This is a genomic window from Microbacterium sp. UBA3486, from assembly GCF_002377845.1.
Classification (GTDB): domain Bacteria; phylum Actinomycetota; class Actinomycetes; order Actinomycetales; family Microbacteriaceae; genus Microbacterium; species Microbacterium maritypicum_A.
Window position 1 is genome coordinate 1 of record NZ_DFQP01000012.1, and the last position, 23,517, is coordinate 23,517.

23 protein-coding genes and 1 tRNA gene are annotated in these 23,517 nt (G+C 68.5%); 18 read left to right on the forward strand and 6 right to left on the reverse strand.

Annotated features, from left to right (window positions below; translation table 11 throughout):
- From B2869_RS01505 to B2869_RS01520, 4 genes are all read left to right on the forward strand, one after another.
- The coding region (locus B2869_RS01505; protein WP_292761890.1) for a DUF3459 domain-containing protein at nt 1–569 on the forward strand (569 nt) is incomplete at its 5' end.
- Nucleotides 570–609: 40 nt separating this feature from the next.
- Entirely contained in the window at nt 610–1,980 is a 1,371-nt protein-coding gene (locus B2869_RS01510) for an extracellular solute-binding protein (protein WP_292761891.1), read from the forward strand.
- A 6-nt stretch (nt 1,981–1,986) separates the two neighbouring features.
- Nucleotides 1,987–2,952 (forward strand): carbohydrate ABC transporter permease, encoded by a 966-nt coding sequence (locus B2869_RS01515; RefSeq protein WP_292761893.1) that lies wholly within the window; start codon nt 1,987–1,989, stop codon nt 2,950–2,952.
- Entirely contained in the window at nt 2,949–3,896 is a 948-nt protein-coding gene (locus tag B2869_RS01520; protein WP_021198181.1) for a carbohydrate ABC transporter permease, read from the forward strand. Before B2869_RS01515 ends, B2869_RS01520 begins: the two co-directional genes overlap by 4 nt.
- Here the strand turns inward: B2869_RS01520 and B2869_RS01525 are convergent.
- Nucleotides 3,893–4,477: a TetR/AcrR family transcriptional regulator gene (locus B2869_RS01525; RefSeq protein WP_021198180.1), complete on the reverse strand. Its 585-nt coding sequence runs from the start codon at nt 4,475–4,477 to the stop codon at nt 3,893–3,895. The two genes, B2869_RS01520 and B2869_RS01525, sit on opposite strands and share 4 nt — an antisense overlap.
- 94 nt (nt 4,478–4,571) lie before the next feature.
- On the opposite strand from B2869_RS01525, the gene B2869_RS01530 reads away from it, so the two are divergent.
- On the forward strand, nt 4,572–6,857 hold the full coding sequence (locus B2869_RS01530) for a glycoside hydrolase family 3 C-terminal domain-containing protein (RefSeq protein WP_292761898.1): 2,286 nt from the start codon (nt 4,572–4,574) through the stop codon (nt 6,855–6,857).
- A 4-nt stretch (nt 6,858–6,861) separates the two neighbouring features.
- On the opposite strand, the gene B2869_RS01535 is transcribed toward B2869_RS01530, so the two are convergent.
- The 3 genes from B2869_RS01535 to B2869_RS01545 all read right to left on the reverse strand — a co-directional run bounded on the left by B2869_RS01535 (nt 6,862) and on the right by B2869_RS01545 (nt 11,986).
- Complete coding sequence (locus B2869_RS01535) at nt 6,862–9,456, reverse strand: alpha-L-rhamnosidase (RefSeq protein WP_292761900.1); 2,595 nt, start codon at nt 9,454–9,456, stop codon at nt 6,862–6,864.
- Nucleotides 9,457–9,539: 83 nt separating this feature from the next.
- Complete coding sequence (locus B2869_RS01540; protein WP_292761902.1) at nt 9,540–11,168, reverse strand: MFS transporter; 1,629 nt, start codon at nt 11,166–11,168, stop codon at nt 9,540–9,542.
- Nucleotides 11,169–11,275: 107 nt separating this feature from the next.
- Nucleotides 11,276–11,986: a potassium channel family protein gene (locus tag B2869_RS01545; protein ID WP_021198176.1), complete on the reverse strand. Its 711-nt coding sequence runs from the start codon at nt 11,984–11,986 to the stop codon at nt 11,276–11,278.
- A gap of 189 nt (nt 11,987–12,175) precedes the next feature.
- On the opposite strand from B2869_RS01545, the gene B2869_RS01550 reads away from it, so the two are divergent.
- From B2869_RS01550 to B2869_RS01580, 7 genes are all read left to right on the forward strand, one after another.
- Nucleotides 12,176–12,264 (forward strand) — tRNA-Ser (locus B2869_RS01550).
- Between the two features lie 75 nt (nt 12,265–12,339).
- Nucleotides 12,340–13,014 carry a haloacid dehalogenase type II gene (locus B2869_RS01555; protein ID WP_292761905.1) on the forward strand — a complete coding sequence of 225 codons (675 nt, stop codon included), beginning with the start codon at nt 12,340–12,342 and terminating at the stop codon, nt 13,012–13,014.
- A gap of 69 nt (nt 13,015–13,083) precedes the next feature.
- Complete coding sequence (locus B2869_RS01560) at nt 13,084–14,703, forward strand: sodium-dependent transporter (RefSeq protein WP_021198174.1); 1,620 nt, start codon at nt 13,084–13,086, stop codon at nt 14,701–14,703.
- Complete coding sequence (locus tag B2869_RS01565) at nt 14,700–14,834, forward strand: methionine/alanine import family NSS transporter small subunit (protein ID WP_021198173.1); 135 nt, start codon at nt 14,700–14,702, stop codon at nt 14,832–14,834. The genes B2869_RS01560 and B2869_RS01565 overlap by 4 nt, the downstream gene beginning before the upstream one ends.
- A gap of 145 nt (nt 14,835–14,979) precedes the next feature.
- Entirely contained in the window at nt 14,980–15,846 is an 867-nt protein-coding gene (locus B2869_RS01570) for an AraC family transcriptional regulator (protein ID WP_029266084.1), read from the forward strand.
- A gap of 151 nt (nt 15,847–15,997) precedes the next feature.
- Nucleotides 15,998–16,633 (forward strand): GyrI-like domain-containing protein, encoded by a 636-nt coding sequence (locus B2869_RS01575; protein WP_029266082.1) that lies wholly within the window; start codon nt 15,998–16,000, stop codon nt 16,631–16,633.
- A 62-nt stretch (nt 16,634–16,695) separates the two neighbouring features.
- Nucleotides 16,696–17,496, forward strand: coding sequence for a DUF1206 domain-containing protein (locus tag B2869_RS01580; protein ID WP_021198170.1), 801 nt, complete (start codon nt 16,696–16,698; stop codon nt 17,494–17,496).
- A gap of 32 nt (nt 17,497–17,528) precedes the next feature.
- Here the strand turns inward: B2869_RS01580 and B2869_RS01585 are convergent, their stop codons facing one another.
- Nucleotides 17,529–18,176, reverse strand: coding sequence for a LysE family translocator (locus B2869_RS01585; RefSeq protein WP_292761913.1), 648 nt, complete (start codon nt 18,174–18,176; stop codon nt 17,529–17,531).
- A gap of 156 nt (nt 18,177–18,332) precedes the next feature.
- Entirely contained in the window at nt 18,333–18,761 is a 429-nt protein-coding gene (locus tag B2869_RS01590) for a nuclear transport factor 2 family protein (RefSeq protein ID WP_349678059.1), read from the reverse strand.
- A 55-nt stretch (nt 18,762–18,816) separates the two neighbouring features.
- Between B2869_RS01590 and B2869_RS01595 the strand changes: the two genes are divergently transcribed.
- From B2869_RS01595 to B2869_RS01620, 6 genes are all read left to right on the forward strand, one after another.
- Nucleotides 18,817–19,197, forward strand: coding sequence for a winged helix-turn-helix transcriptional regulator (locus tag B2869_RS01595; RefSeq protein ID WP_021198167.1), 381 nt, complete (start codon nt 18,817–18,819; stop codon nt 19,195–19,197).
- 42 nt (nt 19,198–19,239) lie between these two features.
- On the forward strand, nt 19,240–20,547 hold the full coding sequence (locus B2869_RS01600) for an aminotransferase class V-fold PLP-dependent enzyme (RefSeq protein WP_292761919.1): 1,308 nt from the start codon (nt 19,240–19,242) through the stop codon (nt 20,545–20,547).
- Complete coding sequence (gene sufU, locus B2869_RS01605) at nt 20,544–20,978, forward strand: Fe-S cluster assembly sulfur transfer protein SufU (RefSeq protein WP_021198165.1); 435 nt, start codon at nt 20,544–20,546, stop codon at nt 20,976–20,978. The genes B2869_RS01600 and sufU overlap by 4 nt, the downstream gene beginning before the upstream one ends.
- Nucleotides 20,979–20,994: 16 nt before the next feature.
- Nucleotides 20,995–21,966, forward strand: coding sequence for a GNAT family N-acetyltransferase (locus tag B2869_RS01610; protein WP_292761922.1), 972 nt, complete (start codon nt 20,995–20,997; stop codon nt 21,964–21,966).
- A 59-nt stretch (nt 21,967–22,025) separates the two neighbouring features.
- The gene (locus B2869_RS01615; RefSeq protein ID WP_029259690.1) at nt 22,026–22,667 is read left to right on the forward strand and encodes an NADPH-dependent F420 reductase; all 642 of its coding nucleotides are present in this window, start codon (nt 22,026–22,028) and stop codon (nt 22,665–22,667) included.
- 111 nt (nt 22,668–22,778) lie between these two features.
- Nucleotides 22,779–23,444: a GntR family transcriptional regulator gene (locus B2869_RS01620; protein ID WP_029266074.1), complete on the forward strand. Its 666-nt coding sequence runs from the start codon at nt 22,779–22,781 to the stop codon at nt 23,442–23,444.
- The last annotated feature ends 73 nt before the right edge of the window (nt 23,445–23,517 follow it).

The window sequence follows — 23,517 nt, forward strand, 5'->3', positions numbered from 1 at the left end:
GCCGCGCTCGCGCCGCGGCGCTGCTCGTCGCGGCGCTGCCGGGCAGCCTCTACATCTACCAGGGCGACGAGCTCGGCCTTCCCGAAGTAGCACTGCCGCTCGACGCGATCGAGGACCCCATGCACTTCCGCTCTGGCGGGGTCGACCCGGGGCGCGACGGATGCCGCGTGCCTCTGCCCTGGTCCGGAACGGCCACGCCGTACGGCTTCGGCGGCGTCCCGTGGCTTCCGCAGCCCGAGGACTGGGAGGTGCTCACGGTCGACGCGCAGGACAGGGACCCCGACTCGACCCTCAACCTGTACCGCGCGATGATCGCGCTGCGCCGTCGACTCGACGACCTCGCCGGTGACGACTTCGAGTGGCTCGAACTCGGCGCCGATGTGCTCGCGTTCCGCAGAGGGGACGGCACTCTCAGCATCACGAACCTCGGGCCCGCACCCGTGCCGCTGCCGGCGCACCACGAGGTGCTCCTCGCCAGCGTGCCACTCGACGGCGCGCTGGCTCCCGATTCCACAGCCTGGCTCGCACTCCGAGCCGTCCCCGCGCACCCTCACCGCGCGCCGAAGTAGCCCTGCACCACCCGATCAGCACCACATGGAAGGACAGACAATGAAGTCACCAACGAAGGCCATGGTCGCCGGCATCGCTGTGCTCGCGACGGTCGGCGCGCTCGCCGGCTGCACGTCCAGCGGCGACGGCGACAGTGGCGACGGACGCCTCGAGCTGCGCGTCGCGACGTTCCCCCCGGGAGCGGACGCTGCGGCCTACGATGCGTTCGCCGCGCAGGAGAAGCAGTTCGAGAAGGAACACCCCGGCATCGACATCATCGGCGTCGAGTACGAGTGGGAGGGCCCGACCTTCGCCGTGCAGCTCGCCGGCGGAAGCCTGCCCGACGTCTTCACCGTGCCGTTCACCGACTCGAAGACGCTGCTCGAGAACGGGCAGCTGATGGACGTGACCGACGCGATCGAGAAGCTCGGCTACACCGACAAGTTCAACCCGATCATCCTCGACGGTGTCACCGGCGCCGACGGCAAGATCTACGGCTTCCCGCGCCAGGCGTACGCCGCCGCGCTGCACTACAACCGCGACCTGTTCGAGCAGGCCGGGCTCGACCCCGACAACCCGCCGGAGACGTGGGACGAGATCCGCGAGGCCGCCAAGAAGATCACGGATGCCACGGGCAAGGCCGGGTATGCGCAGATGGCCATCAACAACACCGGCGGGTGGCAGCTCACCTCGCAGACCGTCGCCCGCGGCGGGCGCACCCAGACCGACAACGGGGATGGCACGGCCGAGTCGACGATCGACAACGATGCGACGAAGGCGTCGCTGCAGTTCCTGCACGACGTGAAGTGGGAGGACGGCTCGTTCGGATCGAAGGTCGACCTCGACTGGGGAACGATCAACCAGGAGTTCGCCGCCGGCAACATCGGAATGTACACATCGGGTTCCGACATCTACACCGCCCTCGTACGCGACTTCGGCATGGATTCGGACATCTACGGCATGACCGTCGTGCCCATGGAAGGCGACGACCCCGGCACGCTCGGCGGCGGTGACATCGCGGTGATCAGCCCCACGGTCGACGACGCGACGAAGGAGGCGGCGGTCACGTGGATCGACTGGTACTACATGCAGAAGCTGATGGACGAGGACGCGGCGGTGCTCGATGCGAAGACCCTGAACGAGTCCGGCCAGGCGGTGGGCACCCCGCTGCTCCCGGTGCTCAGCCGTGAGCTGTACGACGAGTCGCAGGTGTGGATCGCCGACTACATCAACGTCCCGGTCGAGCAGATGGCGCCGTTCAGCGACCGCATCTGGGACCAGACGCCGGTGGGTGAGCCGAAGGTGAAGACGCAGGAGGTGTATGCCCTCCTCGACACCGTGGTGCAGAAGGTCCTGACCGACCAGAACGCCGACATCGACGCTCTGCTCGCTCAGGTGCAGACCGACGCGCAGGCGAAGCTCGACGAGTAACGCTTCATGACGATGACGCTCTCTGAGCAGCGGGCGGCGGTGGAGGCCTCTCCGCCGCCCGCTGTGCGCCCCTCCCGCCGCCGCTCGCCCCTCACCTGGTTCCGCGGCGGCGGGCTCGCGAACCTCCTGTTCGTGCTCCCCATGCTGTTCGTGTTCGTGTTCTTCTCCTGGTCCCCGATCGTGCAGTCGGTGATCATGAGCCTGCAGAAGACGAACCTGATCGTCTCCGAGTGGGTCGGATTCGACAACTACCTCGCCGTGATCGGTGACCCCGAACTCGGCCGCGCCGTGATCAACACGCTGTGGTTCGCCGTGCTCGCGCTGCTCTTCGGGTTCCCGCTGCCGCTGCTGATGGCCGTGCTGATGAGCGAGGTGCGTCGTGGCAAGGGCATCTACTCGGCGCTCGCCTACCTGCCCGTCGTGATCCCGCCGGTCGTCGCGGTGCTGCTGTGGAAGTTCTTCTACAGCGCCGACCCGTCCGGGGTGTTCAACACCGTGCTCGGCTTCGTCGGCATCCCTCCACAGCCGTGGATCCAGGACGCGGTGCAGGCCATGCCCTCGCTCGTGCTCGAGGCCACGTGGGCAGGCGCCGGTGGGTCGATCATCATCTACCTCGCCGCGCTTCTGGGCGTGCCGCCCGAGCTCTACGACGCCGCGGAGGTCGACGGCGCCGGCATCTGGAAGAAGATCTGGCACGTCACGCTGCCCCAGCTGCGCGGCATCCTCTTCATCATGCTGATCCTGCAGGTGATCGCCACCGCGCAGGTCTTCCTCGAGCCGTTCCTGTTCACCGGCGGTGGACCGGCCGGAGCAACCAAGACCGTGCTGCTGTACATCTACGACAAGGCCTTCCGCAACAGCCTGGGCGGCGACTACGGCGAGGCGACGGCCGTCTCGGTGCTGCTCGCGATCGTCCTCGCCCTCCTCTCCTGGCTGTACTTCAAGCTGACCGACCGTTGGAGCACGACGTGAGCCTCACCACCCGCCTCTCGACCCGCGCCGCGGAGAAGGCGGCGGAGAAGGCCGCCGATCGCGTCGGGGACCGCACCGTCATCTCCGACTCCGAACGTCGGCGGCCCGGCATCCGCATCGGGATGTCGCTCACACATGTCTTCCTCGCCGTCGGACTGGTGGTCGCCGGGCTCGGGCCGATCCTGTGGCTCGCGAAGTCGGCGATCACCCCCACCCAGGACACGCTGCAGCAGCCGTTCGCCCTGTGGCCGAACGGCATGGACTGGGAGAACCTGTCGACCGCGTGGAACGACATCCAGATCGACCAGTACTTCTTCAACACGGTGATCATCGCCCTCGGCGCCTGGTTCGTGCAGCTGCTCATCGCGACGACCGGGGGCTACGCGCTGTCGGTGCTGCGCCCGAAGTACGCGCCGATCCTGAACGCCCTGGTGCTGGCGACGCTGTTCATCCCGGGCATCGTGCTGCTGGTGCCGTTGTACCTGACGATCGTGCATCCGCCGCTGCTCGGGGACGTGAGCCTGCTCAACAACTACCTCGCAGTCTGGCTGCCGATGGGCGCGAACGCGTTCAACATCCTGCTCGTGAAGCGGTTCTTCGATTCGCTCCCGCGGGAGGTGTTCGAGGCGGCCCGCACCGATGGCGCCGGACCTTTCCGGCTGTTCTGGTCGATCGTGCTGCCGATGTCGAAGCCGATCCTCGGCGTGGTCTCGGTGTTCGCGATCATCGCCGCGTGGAAGGACTACCTGTGGCCGATGCTCGTGCTGCCCGACCCTGCGGTGCAACCGCTGTCGGTGCGTCTCCCCGCCGTGCAGTCTCAGACCGAGCTCGACGTGTTCCTGGCGGCGCTGGCGATCGCGACCCTGATCCCGATCGCGATGTTCCTGATCTTCCAGTCGGTGTTCCTGCGCTCGGCCGGACTCGGGGGTGCCGTGAAGGGCTAGTCGACGGTCGGCGGCACTGGCGGATGCAGGGCGTCGATCAGGGCACCCATGATGCCGGGCATATCGACGGTCGGGTCGATCATCCATTGCAGCTGGAGCCCGTCGGATGCCGCCTGGATCACGCGCGCGAGCGTGTCCGGGTCGAGAGTGGAGCGTCTGTCGTCGGCGCCGAAGTTGTCGGCGATGGAGTCGCGCAGGCGCGCGCTGCGGTCCAGGAAGTAGTCGTGGGCGGGGTGTTCCGGGTCGGCGGCATCCACGGAGAGGCGTGAGAACAGGGCGACGAGACCCGGGACCTCGGTGTTGTGGCGGATCACGCCGATGAACGCGGCTCTGGCCTCGGTGTCGCTGAGCCCGGCGGGATCGAGGCCGTCGTGCTCGTCGCGCTTGCGGAGCACCTCGGTGAAGAGCTCTTCCTTCGATCCGAAGTAGTGCAGGAGAGCAGCGGGGGTGACGCCGACGACTTCGGCGATCTCCTTGAGGGACGCGTTCTGGTAACCCTTGCGTCCGATCACGTCGAGGGCGCTCTCGAGGATCTCCTCGCGTCGCGCCACGCCTTTCGCATACGAACCCCGTCGTGCCATGCTTCGACCCTAATCCTGAATGCCGTTTGAAATCTAATACTGAAGGGCATATGGTTTTCGCAAGGACATCGACGTCGCCCGCGAAAGGAACACCATGACCGAGATCTCGGCTTCCGACCTCACCCTCGAGGAGAAGGCGTCGCTCACCAGCGGTGCGGACTTCTGGACCACGAAGGCCATCGACCGCGCGGGCATCCCGTCGGTGATGATGACCGACGGTCCGCACGGCCTGCGCAAGCAGTCCGGTGCCACCGATCACCTCGGTCTCGCGAGCAGCGTCCCCGCCACCTGCTTCCCACCCGCCGTCGGCATCGGCTCGTCGTGGGATCCGGAGATCATCGAGCGCGTGGGCGCGGCGATCGGCGTGGAAGCCGCGATCGAGAACGTCGCCGTCGTGCTCGGCCCCGGCATCAACATCAAGCGCTCGCCGCTGTGCGGCCGCAACTTCGAGTACTTCTCGGAGGACCCGATCGTGTCCGGCGTCCTCGGCGCCGCCTCGGTCCGCGGTATCCAGTCGAAGGGCGTCGGCACCTCGCTCAAGCACTTCGCCGCGAACAACCAGGAGTTCGACCGCATGCGTGCGAGCTCCGACGTCGACCCCCGCCCGCTGCGTGAGATCTACCTGCGCGGGTTCGAACGCGTCGTGAAGGACGCCTCGCCGTGGACCGTCATGTGCTCGTACAACAAGCTCAACGGCGTCTGGACCTCGGAGGACCCGTGGCTGCTCACCAGCGTGCTGCGCGACGACTGGGGCTTCGACGGCCTCGTCGTGTCGGACTGGGGCGCCGTCAATGACCGCGTCGCCGGCGTCGCTGCAGGCCTCGACCTGGAGATGCCGGCGTCGGGAGGGCGCACGGATGCGCAGCTCGTCGCCGCCGTGCGTGCGGGAACGCTCGAGGAGAGCGTGCTCGACACCGCCGCGGGCCGCGCCATCGAGCTCGTGCGCAAGGCCGGGGAGCGCCCGGCCGTGGCAGGCCCGCTCGATGTCGATGCCCACCACGCACTCGCCCGCGAGGCGGCCGGTCGTTCCATCGTGCTGCTGAAGAACGAGGCTGCCCTGCTCCCGCTCGCCGTCGACCAGAAGATCGCCGTGATCGGCGCGTTCGCGACCGAGCCGCGGTTCCAGGGCGCGGGGTCTTCGCTGATCAACCCCACCCGCGTCGACAAGGCGCTCGATGAACTGCGTGCCGTGGGCGGCGAGAACGTCTCCTACGCCGCGGGCTTCGCCGTCGAAGGCGGCACCATCGCGACATCCGGTCGGACTGCCGACGACCTGCGGGCAGAGGCCGTCGGCGTCGCCGAGGCGGCAGACGTGGCCGTGGTCTTCCTCGGCCTCCCCGCTGCCGAGGAGTCGGAAGGCTTCGACCGCGATCACATCGACCTGCCGGCGCCGCAGCTCGCCCTGCTCGACGCCGTGCTCGAGGTCAATCCCCGCGTCGTGGTCGTGCTGTCCAACGGCGGCGTGGTGGCCCTGCCCTTCGCCGACCGCGTGCCGGCCATCGTCGAGAGCTGGCTGCTCGGTCAGGCCGGCGGCAGCGCGGTGGCCGACGTGCTCTACGGTGCCGTGAACCCCTCCGGCAAGCTCACCGAGACCGTGCCGGTGCGGCTCGAGGACAACCCGTCATTCGGCAACTTCCCCGGCGAGTTCGGACACGTGCGCTACGGCGAGGGTCTGCTGGTCGGCTACCGCTGGTACGACGCGAAGGGTCTCGACGTGACCTTCCCGTTCGGCCACGGACTCTCGTACACGACGTTCGAATACGGTCGTGCGACGGCCGATGTCGGTGCCGACGGGGACATCGTCGTGCGCGTCGACGTCACCAACACCGGTGACCGCGACGGGCGCGAGGTCGTGCAGGTCTACGTCGCCCCGGCCGCGTCGATCGTGCAGCGCGCACCTCGTGAGCTCAAGGCCTTCTCATCGGTCGCGCTCGATGCCGGGGAGACCCGCACGGTCGAGCTCGTCGTGCGGCGCGAAGACCTCGCCTACTGGGACATCCGCGTCGACCGCTGGGCGGTCGAGGGCGGCGCCTATGCCGTCGATGTGGCCGCCTCCAGTCGTGACATCCGCTCGACCGCGTCGGTCGAGGTCTCGGGTGACGAGGTGCACCAGGAACTGACCATGAACTCCTCCATCGGCGACCTGATCGCGCACCCCGTCGCCGGCCCCATCGTGCAGCAGGCGCTGGGCGGCCTGATGGGCGGACTCGGCGGCGACGCGGCTGCGGCGTCGATGATGCCGAACGACGAGGCGATGCAGAAGATGATGGCCTCCTTCCCGATCGGACGTCTGGCCGGATTCCCGGGGCTCCCGGTCGACTTCGAGCAGATCGAGCAGCTGATCGCCGCAGCGAACACGGGCGGTCCCGCCGCCGGCTGACTCGTCAGGAATGCAGGGGCACGGCGCGCGCGTGCGCGCCGTGCCCGAGCTCTTCCCCCGCTGTTCCGGGCAGGTCGAGCTCGGCCGTCGCGCCGACCGGGACCACGAGGTCGACATGCAGCTCGCCCTCGTCGACGCGCCACGCGATCGAGGCGTCACCGTAGGGCGTGCGCTGCATCGCCGAGGCATGGGTGAGCCCGCCACCGGGACGTGGTGCGAAGCGGATGCGGCGGTATCCGGGCTCTGCGGGTGCGAGCCCGGCGACGCTGCGGTGCAACCAGTCCGCGACCGCTCCCAGCGCGTAGTGATTGAACGAGGTCATGGTCCCGGGGTTCACGGTGCCGTCGGGGAGCATCGCATCCCACCGCTCCCAGACCGTGGTCGCGCCCTGCACGACCTGGTACAGCCAGGACGGGCAACCCTGCTCGAGAAGAAGGTCGTAGGCGGCATCCGCGTGGCCGGTCAGGGTGAGCGCGTCGCAGACGAGCGGCGTGCCCACGAAGCCGGTCGCGATGCGGTTGTCCGCGGCATGCACGAGCGCGGCGAGGCGTGCCCCCGCGATCGCACGCTGCGTCTCGTCGGCGAGCAGGTCGAAGACGATGGCCAGGGCGTACGCAGTCTGGGCGTCGGAGGTCATCGTGCCGTCGGGTTTCACATACGCACCCCGGAAAGCGGCAGCGACCTCGGTGGCGAGCGTGCCGTAACGATCCGCGTCGGCGGAGCGTCCGAGCACACGAGCCATATCGGCGACCGCTCGCGCCGACCGGGCGAAGTACGCCGTGGCGACGAGATACCGATCGGTGCGGGCATCGCCCGGATCCTGCGGGGGCGCCGCGGGATCGAGCCAGTCGCCGAGCTGGAACCCCTCGTTCCACAGGCGGTCGGGTCCGGCCAGTGATTCCACCTTGTCGACCCATCGGCGTGCGCTCTCGAACTGCGTCGCCAGAACGCCCTCGTCTCCGAAGCGCTGGTACAGGGTCCACGGCAGCAGCGTCGCCACATCTCCCCAGGCGGCGCCGGCGCGGATCGGAGACCACACCTTGTGCGACGGGATCACGGGCACGAACCACGGGACCGTGCCGTCGGGCAGCTGGTCGGCCTCCACGTCACGGAGCCATCCCGACAGCATCCCCGAGACGTCGAACAGCGTCGACGCGGTCGGGCCGAACACCTGCACGTCGCCCGTCCACCCCACGCGCTCATCACGCTGCGGGCAGTCGGTGGGGATGTCGACGAAGTTTCCGCGCATGCCCCAGACGACGTTGCGGTGCAACTGCTCGACCAGGGGATCGGAGCAGGTGAACCACCCGGTGCGCTCGAGGTCGGTGTGCAGCACACGGGCGATCACAGCGCCGGCCGCGACATCCGCATCGAGGTCGCCCGGCCAGCCGGAGACCTCGGCATATCGGAAGCCGTGGAATGTGAACCGCGGCTCCCATTCCTCGCCGCCGGTGCGTCCGGCGAGTGTGTAGGAGTCGCTGGAGCGTGCGCTGCGCAGCGGCCGCGTGTAGATCTCCCCCTCCTGCAGAACCTCCGCAGTGCGCAGCGTGACGGTCGTGCCGCGCGGACCGGTCACGCTGATGCGCACCCTTCCCACGAGGTTCTGCCCGAAGTCGAGGATGCGGGCGCCGCCGGGTGACGTGAGCACGGCGACGGGGGCGATCTCCTCGTTCACCCTGACAGGTGGCGCCGTCGGTGCGACCAGGGTGCGCGGATCGCGATCGCGCACCGCGACAGGCAGCCACTGCGCGTCATCGAAGGCGGCGGTCGTCCACTCCGGGAGCTCCTCGCGTGCGTCGTAGTCCTCGCCGTCGTAGATGCCGGAGCGGAGGATGGGGGAGAGCGCGCCCTTCCATGAGTCGTCGGTCACGATCGTCTCGCGTCGTCCGTCGACATAGGTGATCTCCAGCTGGCCGAGGAACGACAGATCGCTTCCGAACACGTTGCGGTACCCGCCGCGCCAGCCGAGACGTCCGCGGTACCAGCCGTCGCCGAGCCAGGCGCCGAGCGCGTTCTCGCCGACGACGAGCAGGGCGGTCACGTCGTAGGTGTAGTACCGCAGCCGTTCGCGATAGACCGTCCATCCCGGCGACAGCGTGTCGGAGCCGACGCGCTCGCCGTTGATCTCGGGTTCGTACAGGCCGTGCGCGGTGGCGTAGAGCCGGGCGTGGGAGACCTCACCGTCGAGCCGGAAGCTCCGCCGCACCAGGGTGGCGCGGCGGGCGTCGCTCTCCGGGTCCTCATCGAGGTCGAGCCCGACCGGCCGCGCCGACCAGTCGTCGGGGTGGAGGAGGCCGGTTTCCACCCAGGTCTGCGGGCTCTCGCTCGACCAGCGGCCGTCGGCACCCTGCACCGCCACACGCACACCGACCCGCTCGCGGGAGTCGAGCGCACGAGTCGGCCAGGGAACCAGGACCTGCTCGGCGGACGTGATCTCGACGGTCTCCTCGGCGTCGTCGCGCACCACCGTGACGGCGTAACGCTCCTGGCGCCAGCCGGCAGGCGCATCCGTGGTGGTCCAGCTCAGGCGCGGTGCGCTCTCGCCGATGCCGAACGGTTCCCGGTGGTGCTCGATGCGGGGTGCGGAGACGGTCGTCATGGTCCTCATCCTCGCCGATCCCGATCCTGATGGCGACGGCGACGGCGACGTTCGGACCGGCGTCTCCGCCGGGTCCGCGCTGGTCAGCCGGCCTCCTGATCAGCCGTCTCCTGGCCGTGCCGTCTGCGGACGGCGTTCGCGTGGGGTATCCCCTTCGAGAAGAAGAGCGACAGCAGACTGATGAGGATGAGCCCGAAGAACGCGATGCGCAGCGACGACAGCTGCGAATCGCGGTAGACCGTGGCGAGAGTGTCGGCGTCGGCATCGTCCAGCCCGGCCTTCTCCGCGATGGCGGCGACGTCGGCTGCGGGCACGATGGTGACTCCGTGCTGCGTGGCGCTCGCCACGGTCGACTGGGTGGTCTCGGGCAGGTCGCTCGCCGCGACTCCCGAGGCGAACGAGGTCGACAGCGCACCGATGAGGATCGAGCCGATCAGGGCCGTTCCGAGCGACGAGCCGAGGTTCTGGAACACTCCTTGAAGCCCGCCGACCTCGCTCGTCTCCTTCTCGGTCACGCTCGACATGTTCACGTTCCCGAGCTGCGAGGCGAGGAGTCCGAGGGCCGCTCCGGCGAGGAACATCCCGGTCGCGAAGAAGCCGCTGCGCAGGTCGCTGGTGGCGGAGCCGAGAAGGATGAGGGCGCTGACGACGAGTGTCAGCTGTCCGATGCGCACGATCGTCCGCGGAGACAAGAGGCGCGAGAGTCGGGTGCCCACGATCGAGAACAGCACGAGAGCGATGGAGAGGGGGAAGATCCGGATCCCGGTCTCCAGGGCATCGAGGCCGAGGGTCATCTGCAGATACACCGGCACCATGAAGAAGAGCCCTGCGGTCACGGTGTACTGCGCCCCGAGGACGGTGAGTCCGCTGCGGAGCGAGGTGATCGAGAACATCCCCACGTGGATGAGCGGCGACCGGCCGAGGCGTTCGAGCAGGCGCTGACGCGAGAAGAACAGGGCCAGGAGCACGACGCCGAGCACGATGAACCAGGCGGCGGGAGAGATGCCGAGAGGGGCGACCACGACGCCGCCGATCGTGGGCGGGTTCAGCGGCAGCACCCACCCCCACGTCTTGCTCTGCAGCATCCCGAACACCACCGCGACCAGCCCGACCGACGAGAGCGCGGCGCTGAGGACGTCGATGCGCACGCTCTGCCGTGGCGTCGGGTCGGTGACGATCCGGGCGCACAGCACCACGCCGATCATGATGAGCACCTCGGCGGCGAACACGTAGCGCCAGTCGAAGTAGGTCGTGACGAACCCGCCGATCAGGGGTCCAGCCGCGACGGCGGCCCCGGAGACGGCGCCGATGATAGCGAACGCCGTGATGCGCTCACGGCCGCGGTAGTTGTCGGCGACGAGGGCGGCGATCGCCGGGATGACGAGCACGGCACCCAGACCTTCGACGACCGACCAGCCGAGGAACAGGAACTGCACGTTCGGACTCACCGCCGTGATCAGCGACCCCACGGCATAGATGCACGATCCGATGACGAACGCCCTGCGGCGGCCCCACACGTCACCCAGCCTCGCCCCGAGCAGCATGAACGCCGCCATCGTGAGGGTGTAGAACGTGATGGCGCCCTGCATCGCAGCCACGGTGGTGTCGAGGTCGGACACCACCGTCGATATCGACACGTTCATCACGGTGCCGTCCAGCACCATCACGAACTGCGCGGAGCCGAGGACGGTGATGACGCCCCATCTCTTCATGGTGACTCCTTCGAGCCTTTTCATCGTGGCATCCGACGGGGCGATCTCCGTGCGGGCGTCACCCCTTCCGGATGAGGTCGGCGGGCGGCGGGCACGCCGGAAGGCACTCAGGCGGGCGTGCTCGATCTGCCTTTCGCGCTCGCGCCGCGCATGATCCGTGCGACCGCCGTGATCAGGAACAGCTGCCCGGTGATGCCCTCGGCGATGGCGATCCCCTGTCCGGTGGTGCCGACGGGGACCAGATTGCCGTATCCGGTCGTGGTCAGTGCGGTGAACGAGAAGAACAGCTGGTTGCCGAGCGAGTCGAGGCTCTCCTCGCCGAACATCGGTGTGGGGGAGATCTGCGAGATCAGGTTGTAGACGAAGGCGAAGAACATCCCGACCAGGATGTAGGCCGTGATCGCCGCCAGCAGCGCCTCCAGGTCGAGGCCCCGCCGGTTGACCTGATGCGCGATGATGGCCCACGGAGCGACCAGCAGAGCGAGCATCGATGCGGCCGACAGCGGGATCGCGAGCACCGGGCCGTCGACGCCGAAGAGCGCGGCGATGACGGCGGCGGCACCGGCGACCGAGAGCACCACCCACCACACACGCTGCACGAGATGTCGTGCACGGGTCACGTAGAACACCATCGCCACCGTCGCCAGCATGGCGAGGAAGGCCCAGGGGCTCGGGTCGGTGCTGGGCTGCGCCGCGCAGAAGCCGTACGAGACGATGAGCAGACCGAGGATGATCGCGTAACCGCGCGCCTGGCCGTCCCGCTCGCGATGCGAGGGGGTGTGGGCGTTCTCCGCGTTCACGGTGTCGGTGCGGGGCATGATCGGTCCTCTTCCGCGCGGTGGACGTCGGGTGCCCACGATGTGCGGCAAGTATCCCAGCGCGAGTGCGCATCCCCGCTCAGCCCGCGTGCGCGTCGGTCGGAAGCGAGTTCGGGGGTGCCGGTTCGTCACCGCTCGTCCGACCCGTTATGATGGCTAGGTGCATCCGTGCTTTCGGTTCGGATGCCTGGAGACGTCGCATAGTCCGGCCGAGTGCACCACCCTGCTAAGGTGGAGTCCCCTCACGGGGACCAGGGGTTCAAATCCCCTCGTCTCCGCAGAAGAACCCCCGCTCAGGCGGGGGTTTTCTCGTTCCCGGCCCCTGCGCTCCCGCGTCGGGGCAGACTCGAACCATGCTGCGCGACATCACCACGATCGTCTTCGACGTGCTGGGCACCCTGGTCGATGAGCCCGGAGGGCTCCGTATCGCCATCGAGGAGGCGGGCGGCTCCCCCCGTGATTCCGATGAACTTCTCGGCGTCTGGCAACGTCATATCGAAGGGGAGCAGCGCCGGATCGCACGGGGTGAGCGCGACTATGTCGACTCCGGAATCCTTGATCGCGAGGCGGCGACTCGGGTGGCGCAGACCGCGGGGATCACGGATACCGGGACCATCGATCGCCTCGCCACCGCGACGAAGCGTCTTCCCGCCTGGCCGGATTCGTGCGAGGGCGTCGCGCGGCTTGCGGCCCGCTTCCATGTTCTCGGGCTGTCGAATGCGAACCCGGAGTCGCTGCGCGCGCTCGGGGAGCACGCCGGACTGCGATGGCACGGGGCGCTCTCCGCGGATGCCGTCGAGGCCTATAAGCCCTCACCGCGGGTCTACCGGCTCGCGGTGGAGGAGGCAGGGGGCGACCCGGAGAGAGTGCTCATGGTCGCCGCTCACGCCTGGGACCTCAGAGGCGCCGGAGATGCAGGGATGAGGACCGCGTACGTGCCGCGTCCGGTGGGGGATCCGCCCGCGGAGACCGACGCCTTCGACGGTCGCTTCTCCACCCTGGCCGGGCTGGCGGATGCGTTGGACTGAAGCGGCGGGATCGGCTCGTGTCTGTGTCCGACCCGACGTTCGGCTCGACCCTCAGGTAGCCTCGTCCGCATGGCCACCGCAGCGACGCAGACCCACAAACGTGAAGCCTTCGGCTCGCGCAATGTGTTCATCCTCTCGGCGATCGGCTCCGCGGTCGGCCTCGGGAACATCTGGCGGTTCCCCTACGTCGCCTACGAGGGCGGTGGCGGAGCCTTCCTGATCCCGTACCTGTGTGCTCTGCTCACGGCCGGTATCCCGCTGCTGTTCTTTGACTACGCGATCGGTCACCGATTCCGTGGGTCGGCGCCGCTGGCGTTCCGTCGCATGCACCGTGCGGCCGAGCCTCTCGGCTGGTGGCAGGTGCTCATCTGCGTCGTGATCGCGGTCTACTACGCGGTGATCATCGCCTGGGCGGCGATGTACACGTGGTTCTCGGCCCAGCTCACCTGGGGCGCGGGCAACGAGAACGACTTCTTCTTCATCGACTTCCTGCGATCGGCGGACGTCGCCGAGGTCGGTGTATCGACCGATTTCGTCCCGCAGGTCGGCATCCCGCTCGTCGTGGTCTGGCTGATCGTGATCGTCATCATGGCGCTGGGCGTCAAGCGCGGCATCGGCCGGGCGAACATGATCCTGATGCCGCTGCTCACCGTGATGTTCGCGATCCTCGTGGTGCAGTCCCTGTTCCTCCCGGGAGCCATGGACGGCCTCAACGCCTTCTTCACCCCGAACTGGGAGGCACTGGCCGACCCCGGCGTCTGGGCATCCGCCTACGGACACATCTTCTTCTCGCTCTCCGTCGCCTTCGGCATCATGGTGACCTACTCGTCCTACCTGAAGCGGAAGACCGATCTAACCGGTTCCGGGCTCGTGGTGGCCTTCGCCAACTCCGGTTTCGAGATCCTCGCCGGCATCGGCGTCTTCGCGGCGCTGGGATTCATGGCGCAGGCGCAGGGAACGGAGGTGGCCGGTGTCGCGTCCTCCGGAATCGGTCTCGCCTTCATCGCCTTCCCCACGATCGTCTCGCAGGCCACGGGAGGGTCGATCATCGGTGTGTTGTTCTTCGGAGCCCTGGTGTTCGCCGGCGTCACCTCCCTCATCTCGATCCTCGAGGTGATCGTGGCCGCACTGCAGGACAAGCTGGGATGGGCGCGCGTGCGCACGACCCTCACGGTCGCGATCCCGTTGGCGATCATCTCGATGGCGCTCTTCTCGACGACCACGGCCTTGTCGGTGCTCGACACGGCCGATGCTTTCGTCAACTCCTTCGGCATCATGGCGGTCGCGCTGGTGGCGGTGATCATCGTGGCCTGGCTGCTGCACAAGCTGCCGGTGCTGGTCGAGCACCTCAATCGGCGTTCGAGTTTCCGGGTGGGCACCGTCTGGAAGGTGCTCGTCGGGGTTCTCGCGCCGGTCGTTCTCGGATACCTCTTCGTCAGCGAGCTCATCGCGAAGACCTCCGAACCGTACAGCGGCTATCCCGCCTGGTTCCTCGCCATCTTCGGCTGGGGGATGGTCATCGCCCTGGTCGTCCTGGCGCTGATCCTGTCGGCGCTGCCCTGGAGCACGCGCTCGCATGCGAAGGACGACCCCGAGTACGACGAGTTCCTCTCCGAGGAGCACTACGAACCGGATACCGAGACCTCGGCGATACCGGCAGTCGGCACGACGAAGGGAGCCGGCGCATGACTCCGATCGCGATCGTCATGATGATCGTCGCCATGGTCACGGTGTGGGGTGGCCTGATCGCCGGGATCGTCAACCTGGCGCGTCATCCCGAGGAATCGGAGACCGAACCGGCGCCGCCCGTCGAACTCTGACGTCGATCGAGCGCTGACGTCGATCGGGCTCTGGCGCCGATCGAGTGCGGGCACTGATCGAGTGCGGGCGCTGATCGCATCGGACCGCAGAAGTCGGGTCGCGAGGGGTGCGCGACGGTGACGATGGTGAGGAAAGGAGGACCTCATGATCGGCACGCTGAACGCCTTGATCGACATGGTCGACGCGGGAGACCCGGGTCAGGAGATCGACGTGGCCTCGTTCTCGCATGAGCACGGGACCACCGAGTATCACCTGCGCCGGATGTTCTCGGCACTCGCGGGCATGCCGTTCTCGGAATACGTGCGTCGTCGTCGGATGACCCTCGCCGGGGCGGAGCTCGCTGCGGGTGCCGCGAGTCTGCTCGACGTGGCCGTGCGCCACGGGTACGGGTCGGTCGAGGCATTCGGACGCGCGTTCCGGGCTGTGCACGGCATCAGCCCGGCCGATGCGCGCCGTGACGGGGGTCCTCTCCGTACTCAACCCACGCTCCGGTTCCGCCTGAGCGTCGAAGGGAGAATCCCCATGGACGTCACCATCACCACTCGGCCCGCGTTCGTCCTCGCCGGTCATGCCGCCGAGGTCCCGTTGATCCACGAGGGCGTCAATCCGCACATCCAGGAGCACATCGCCGCGATCCCGTCCGAGGAACATGCGCGCCTCAAGGGCCTCGGCGACGCCGAGCCGTCGGGGATCCTGGCCGTCACGGCCGATATCGAACCGGACGCACCGGAGGGCACGCTGCTCACGTATCTGCACGGCGTCGCCCTGCAGAGCACCACTCCCGTTCCGGACGACCTCGACTCCCTTCCCCTCGAAGCCGGTTCCTGGGCGGTCTTCGCCGCCCAGGGCCCGTTCCCCGAGACGCTGCAGGATCTGTGGGCCGCCACAGCGACCGAGTGGTTCCCGTCGAACCCCTGGAGGCTTCGTCCCGGCCCCTCGATCGTGCGCTACCTCGAGTTCCGGGATGACTCCGCGTCGTGTGAGCTCTGGCTTCCGGTCGAGCACGGCTGACGCAGGCCCGAGGGCGGGTGGGCGTCCGCGCACCACCCGCCCTCGCCTCGCCTCGCCGCGCCGCGCCGCGCCTCATCTCGTCTCGTCTCGTCTCGTCTCGCCGTGTCCGACGCCCGTGCGACACTGGGCGCACGATCAAGGAGGGCACGTCATGGCGGCGATCGATCCCAAGAAGACGCTCGACGCGTATCGCGCGAAGAGGGGAGAGTTCCGCATCGTCGAGGTGCCGCCCCTGCAGTATCTGATGATCGACGGGGCAGGCGACCCGAACACCGCACCCGCCTACCGGGAGGCCGTGTCCGCCCTGTTCCCGGTGGCCTATGCGCTGAAGTTCGCGAGTCGGAACGAGCTCGGCGTCGACACGGTGGTGATGCCGCTCGAAGGACTCTGGCATGCACCGGACATGGAGTCCTTCACCTCGCGCCGCGACAAGTCGGCGTGGATGTGGACGATGATGATCATGGTCGGCGACCACATCACCGGGGCGATGTGCGCGGCTGCGGTGGAAGCCGTCGCGAAGAAGGCGGCGAAGAAGAAGGAGTCGATTCCGGCACTGGAGTCCGTGCGGTTGGAGACGCTCGACGAGGCCACCTGCGTGCAGACGCTGCATGTGGGCCCGTTCGACGACGAAGGCCCGGTGCTCGACGATATGCATCACCGTTTCATCCCCGAGAACGGGCTGCAGATGCGAGGACTCCATCACGAGATCTACCTGAGCGACCTGCGTCGCGTCGATCCGGCGAAGCTGCGCACGATCCTCCGGCAGCCGGTCATGCCGCGCGCCTGAGCGGTGGACAGGGGGAAAGCAAGCCCCTCCTCGGCTTCCGGTGCGACGGATACGCTTCAACGATGAGCACGGTCAAGAATGCGGCACGCGTCGCCAAGAGGTCGTCGACGTTCCGACGGATCGCCCGTGCCGGTTTCGTCGTCCTGGGCCTCATCCACGTCATCATCGGCTCGGTGGCGATCTCCATCGCGGCGGGCGCCTCCGGCGACGCCGACCAGGACGGGGCGATGGAGCAGATCCGCCAGAGCCCGATCGGAGGCCTGCTGCTCGTGCTCGTGGCCGCCGGGCTGATCGCGCTTGCCGTATGGCAGATCGCCAGTGCCTTCCTCGCCGCCGACCCGGCCGAGACGAAGAAGTGGGGTCAGCGCGTCAAGCTCTTCGGCATCGCCGCCGCGTACCTCGTCGTCGGGGGCATGGCCCTGATCTACGCGGTGGGTGGCAACGCCGACTCGGAGACGGCCTCGAAGACCCTGAGCGCGGTGCTGCTCTCGGCGCCGGGCGGCGTGGCCCTGCTGGTCGTCGTGGGGCTCTCGGTCGTCGGGGTGGGGGTCGGGTTCGTCGTCGGCGGTTTCACCCGCGGCTTCGAGAAGCTGCTCGACCTGCCATCGGGGGTCGCTCGCGGGGGCATCGTGACGCTGGGAGTGATCGGCTACTTCGGCAAGGGCATCGCGGTGGCCGTGACCGGGGTGCTGTTCGTGGTCGCCGCCGTGACTCAGGACCCGGAGAAGGGCGCAGGGCTCGACGCTGCTCTGCACAGCCTGCTCGAGCTGCCCCTGGGAGGACTCGTCCTGGGGTTGGTCGGCGCAGGCTTCGCGGTCTACGGCGTCTTCTGCATCGCTCGGGCCCGCTTCGCTCGCATGTGACCTCCGAGCAGGTGTGAGCGTTCAGGCCGCACTCAGGCGGTCGCGGGCTTCTCGCTCCACAGCAGAAGGAAAGCTCCGAGAGCGATCATCAGTCCGCCGCCTGTCGCGCCCATCGCCTCGATGCGTCGTGGGGAGCGACCGAACCAGTCGCGGGCGGCACTCGCGAGGAGCACCCACACCGCGTCGCACGTCACACCGATGGTGACGACGATCGCCCCGAGCAGGAAGAGCTGCGCGGGGATGGAACCGGCATGCAGATCGACGAACTGGGGCAGGATCGCGAGGAAGAAGGCGATGGACTTCGGGTTGGTCACGCCGACGACGAAGCCTTCGGTGAGGAGTCGCCACCCCGAGCGCCGTGCCGGTGCCGAGATCATGGCCCGCGCCGCATCCTTCCGGTGCCTGATCGCCTGGATGCCGAGGAAGATCAGGTAACCGGCGCCGAGCACCTTGACGATCGTGAACAGCACGATCGACTGTGCGATCACGGTGCCGACGCCGAGCGCGACGGCCACGACGAGGACGATCGACCCGACGGCCGTGCCGAGGATGCTGAGGAACCCGCCCCAGCGCCCCAGCACCATGGCCCGGCCGATCGTGAACAGCACCGTCGGCCCGGGAATCACGACCATGACGAACGCGGCGACGACGAAGGTGAGCAGCGTGTCCGGGGCGATCATGGGATGAGCCTAGAGGCGCGGGCGCCGGGCGGTCGAGGCCCGGCCGCCCGGCGCTGCCGGATCAGGTGCTGCCGGAGACGGTGCTGCCGGATCCGGTGCCCTCGATCAGACGGTGCCCTCGATCAGACGGTGCCCTCGATCAGACCGTGCCCTCGATCAGACCGTGCCCCAGAAGCGGTCCTCCGCGTCCTGGTCCTCGCTGATCAACCAGACCTCGACGATGCGGTCATCGGCGACCCGGAAGACGTCGACGCCGTGCTGGTCGAGGTCGTCATGCCCTTCGCGCTGGGCACGGAAGCGCACGGTCGCTGAGACGAGTGCGCCGCTCTCGGTCGCCGATTCGGTCTCGAGGGCGAAGGTTCCGCCGCTCAGCTGCATGAACCTGCCGAGGTGCGCGAGGATCGCATCGGGACCGACATGGTCCCCCGAGACCTGGCTCTCTCCGGGCTGGTGCCAGACGGCGTCCGCGTGGAAGGTCGCGCCCAGCGCCTCCATGTCTCCGGCGGCCATGGCCGCACCATACTGTCCTACGACGTCGATTGCCGACATGATGCTCCTTCTGGATGGGTCGGTACTGTGGAGCATCCAGCGTCTCGATCGGGACGCGGTTACTTCAACGTCACCGGGGAAGGAGCGGCGGATGTCGCGCACATGGACTGTGTTCTCCGCCAGTTGCCCGTCGCGCGCGTCCCTCGCCCGCATCGCGAACAAGTGGACCGCGATGATCGTCGTCCTCCTGCACGAGCAGCCGCTGCGCTTCGGCGAGCTGCACAGCCGGATGGACGGGATCACGAAGAAGGTGCTCGTCGACACACTCCGCGCCCTCGAACGCGATGGGATGCTCGAGCGGGCGGTCGGCGACGACGGTCATCCCCGGTACCGACTCACCCCGCTCGGGCGGACCCTGCACGAGCCGCTCCAGGCGCTGCAGGTCTGGGCGGAGTCGCACGTGGAGGATGTCCGTGATGCGCAGGACCGCTACGACGAGGCCGCCGACGCGAAGACGCTCGACGGGCGCTGACGCCTGCGCCCACCCCCTGCTCACAGGTGGGAAACTGGAACGATGAGCGTTTCTCCCGGTGTCGACCTGATCGCCCCCTTGAACGAGGCCGAGGTGCGGCGCATCCGCGGGGACTTCCCGATCCTGGGAGCGCAGGTGCACGGGCATCCGCTCGTGTATCTCGACTCGGGGGCGACGTCGCAGCGCCCGACCGCGGTGCTCGACGCCGAGCGTGACTTCGCGACCTCCATGAACTCCGCGGTGCACCGTGGCGCGCACACGCTCGCCGCCGAGGCGACCGAGCTCTTCGAAGACGCACGCGCCGCCGTCGCCCGATTCGTGGGCGCCGCCGACGACGAGATCATCTGGACCTCGAACGCGACCGAGGCGATCAACCTCGTCGCGTACTCGCTGTCGAACGCGTCGCTCGGGCGCGGGGGAGCAGCCGCCGAGGGGCTCCGTCTCCGCGAAGGCGACGAGATCGTGACCACAGAGATGGAGCACCACGCGAACCTCATCCCGTGGCAGGAGCTGGCGGCGCGCACCGGCGCGATGCTGAAGGTCATACCCCTCGACGACCACGGGGGCCTGCGGCTCGACGTCGCGGCAGAGCTGATCACCGCCCGTACGAAGCTCGTCGCGTTCACCCATGTCTCCAATGTGCTCGGTGTCGTCAACCCCGTCGATCAGCTCGTCTCGCTCGCGCGCGAGGTCGGCGCGCTGACGCTGCTCGACGCCTGCCAGTCGGCACCCCACCTCCCGCTCGACGTGCGTGCCCTCGGGGTCGACTTCGCCGTGCTGTCCGGTCACAAGATGCTCGGACCGACCGGCATCGGCGCCCTCTACGGTCGGCGCGAGGTGCTGGCAGCGATGCCCCCGTTCCTGACGGGCGGCTCGATGATCACCACGGTGACCACGACCGAGGCCGAATATCTGCCGCCGCCCCAGCGCTTCGAAGCGGGAACGCAGCGCGTCTCGCAGGCGATCGCGCTCGCCGCGGCCGTGGGATACCTGACCGAGGTGGGGATGCCGCGCATCGCCGCGCACGAGGCCGCGTTCGGTCGCCGTCTCGTCGACGGGCTGAGCGCGATCGACGGCGTGCGTGTGCTCGGCGCGGGTATCGACCTGCCCCGCGTCGGCCTCGCGAGCTTCGACGTCGATGGCATCCACTCGCACGACGTGGGCCAGTTCCTCGACGACCGCGGCATCGCCGTTCGCGTCGGCCACCATTGTGCGCAACCGCTGCACCGCCGCCTGGGTGTGACCTCCTCCACCAGGGCGAGCACCTACCTGTACACGACCGAGGCCGAGGTGGACGCCGTGATCGAGGGCGTCGCCGGAGCGATCGACTTCTTCCGGAGGGGCGCATGAGCGACCTGCAGAACCTGTACCAGGAGCTGATCCTGGACCACTCGCGCACGCCGCACGGCTATGGACTCCGCGACGAGATCCCCGCGCAGTCCCACCAGCTGAACCCGACCTGCGGTGACGAGATCACCCTGCAGGTGCACCGCGATGCCGACGGCAGCGTCGAGGCGATCGCCTGGGAGGGGCACGGCTGCGCGATCTCGCAGGCATCGGCCTCTCTGCTGGCGGAGCTCGCGGAAGGACTCAGCGTCGAAGACCTCGAGGTGCGCATCGCGGCCTTCCGCGAGGCGATGCGATCCCGCGGCACGATCGAACCGGATGAAGAGCTCCTCGGCGATGCCGCTGCCCTCGGTGGGGTGTCGAAGTACGTCGCGCGCGTCAAGTGCGCCATGCTCGCCTGGGTCGCCGCGGAAGACGCGCTCACGCGCAGCTGAGGTGCAGGATGGACGCATGTCCCTGCACCTGAAGCCCCTCCCCGCCACCCGCTTCGAGGCGTGGGTGACAACCGCACGGCAGCGCCTGATCGACCGGAACAGGGAGTCGGGGCGACGCCTCGGCGCGGACGCTGTCGGGCACGTAGAGCAGGTGTTCGGCGACCTGTTCCCGGAGGGTGGTGCGGCCTCGACGACGCGGGTCATGCGCGTCGTCGACGATGCGGACGGCGAACTCGGAACACTCGTGCTGGCCCTGAGTGGACAGAAGATGCTCCTGCTCGACCTCGACCTCGACCTCGACCTCGACGTCGGCCTCGGCGGTGCCGAGACGCTGAGCGATGCCCAGAACGAAGGGCTGCTCGCGCTCCTGCTCCCGATCGCCCGCGACATGGGCGCCACCCAGATCGGGGCGCAGCTCTTTCCGCAGGACACGGCCGCACGGGTGTTCGCCGAACAGAGCGGATTCGAGGTGGCCTCGATCCAGATGGTGCTCGAACCGCTTCCGGTGCGCGACGTCGCTCCCCACGTCGAGGTGTCGCCGATGACCGCGGAACGTTTCCCCCGCTTCGCGGCAGCGTCGGAGGAAGGGTTCGCGCACGACCTCGTCGCGTCGGGGCGCTACACGTCCGAGGAGGCCATCGCCGAGTCGCATCGCCAGATGGTCGAGGAGCTTCCCGACGGGCTCGATACCGAAGGACAGGAATTCTTCACCGCTTCTGTCGACGGAACCGAGGTCGGCATCCTGTGGTTCGGGATGCGGCGGCGTGACGGTCGTCCGCAGGCGTTCATCCTCGACATCGAGGTGGCTGCGGATCAGCGCCGGAGAGGTTACGGACGCGCGTTGATGCACGCCGCCGAGAGAGAAGCCCGCAGGCTCGGCGCGGACTCGATCGGGCTGCATGTCTTCGGCTTCAACACGGGGGCCGTCGACCTGTATGAGCAGCTCGGCTACCGCCGCACCGAGGAGAGCCTGCTGCGCGAGGTCTGAGCCACGGTCACGCGAGCTCCCGACGGGAATAGCCCTGAGCGCGAGGCGTTGGGCCCAACATGACAACTCTCGGAATCATCGGTGCAGGACACATCGGCAGCCAGGTCGCGCGCGTCGCGGTCGCGAACGGCTACGACGTGGTGATCGCCAACTCGCGTGGACCGGAGACACTCGCCGACCTGGTCGCCGAGCTCGGGCCCAGGGCTCGGGCCGCGACGGCGCAGGACGCGGCCGCCGCCGCAGACGTGGCCGTCGTCACTGTGCCCCTCGGCGCGATCGACCAGCTTCCGGCCGAGCAGCTCGCGGGCAAGATCGTCCTCGACACCAACAACTACTACTTCGAGCGGGACGGACACATCGAAGCCCTCGACAAGGGGGAGACCACGACGTCCGAGCTGGTGCAGCGTGCGCTCCCCGGCGCGAAGATCGCGAAGGCGTTCAACCACATCTTCGCCTCGGAGATCACGTCCGACGGAACGCCGGCCGGCACCCCCGACCGTCGCGCGCTGGCCACGGCCGGCGATGACGTGGAAGCCGTGGCCTTCGTGACGCGCTTCTACGACGAGGCCGGCTTCGACACCGTCAACGTGGGTCCGCTCAGTGAGTCCTGGAGGGTCGAGCGCGATCGTCCGGCGTATGTGGTGCGGCAGACCGCCGAAGAGCTCACGGCGAACCTCGCGATCGCGAACCGCCTGCCCTGAGCGTCGACGGGGGCGAGGGAGGAGCCCTCGTCCCCGCCCGGGCCGCCGCCGCTGCGAGGGCTTGGGATACCAAAAGTTGAGGAACGCCGCCGGGAGTGCGAGAATGCCCAGATGGCGGGGGCTATAGCAGGAGGCGGCGAACTCGAGTCGGTGAGGGTCACGCGCATCCTTCGCGATGACATCATCCTCGGGCGGCGGATGCCGGGGTCGCGCCTGGTGGAGCGCGACATCGCGGCAGAGCTCAATGTGTCGCGGCTTCCGGTCCGGGAGGCGATCCGCACGCTCGTCGCGGAGGGGATCGTCGTCGCCCGTCCCCGCACCTGGGCAGTCGTGCGGGAGTTCACCCATCGTGACATCCAGGACTTCGCCGAGGTGCGCGAGGCGATCGAGACGCTGATCTTCGTGTTCGCAGCCGAGCGGCACGACGAGGCCGGTATCGCCCGGATCCGCGAGGTCTACGAGCGTGAGCTCGCGGCCGCGAAGGCGCAGGATTCCGAGGCTGCGAGGGTGGCGGCAGCGGAGTTCCACGAGGTCGCCGTCGAACTCGCGGCGAACGAGATGCTCGGAGAGCTCATCGCCGTGTTCCTCACCCGTCTGCGGTGGTTGTTCGGGCAGCATGACGATCTGCTCGCGATGGCGGACGAGCATCGCATCATCCTCGAGGCGATGACTGCGCGTGACACCGAGGCATTGCGCCGGATCGTCCCCGCGCACCTTGCCAGTGGTCAGTCCGCAGCCGAGCGACGCCTCGCCGAGAACAGCGACCTGACGGCCTGAGCTGCCGGTTCGCCCTGACGCAGGTCGGGGGACCGCAGAGTCGGCTCCGGTTGTATATTGGGGCGATCGGAGT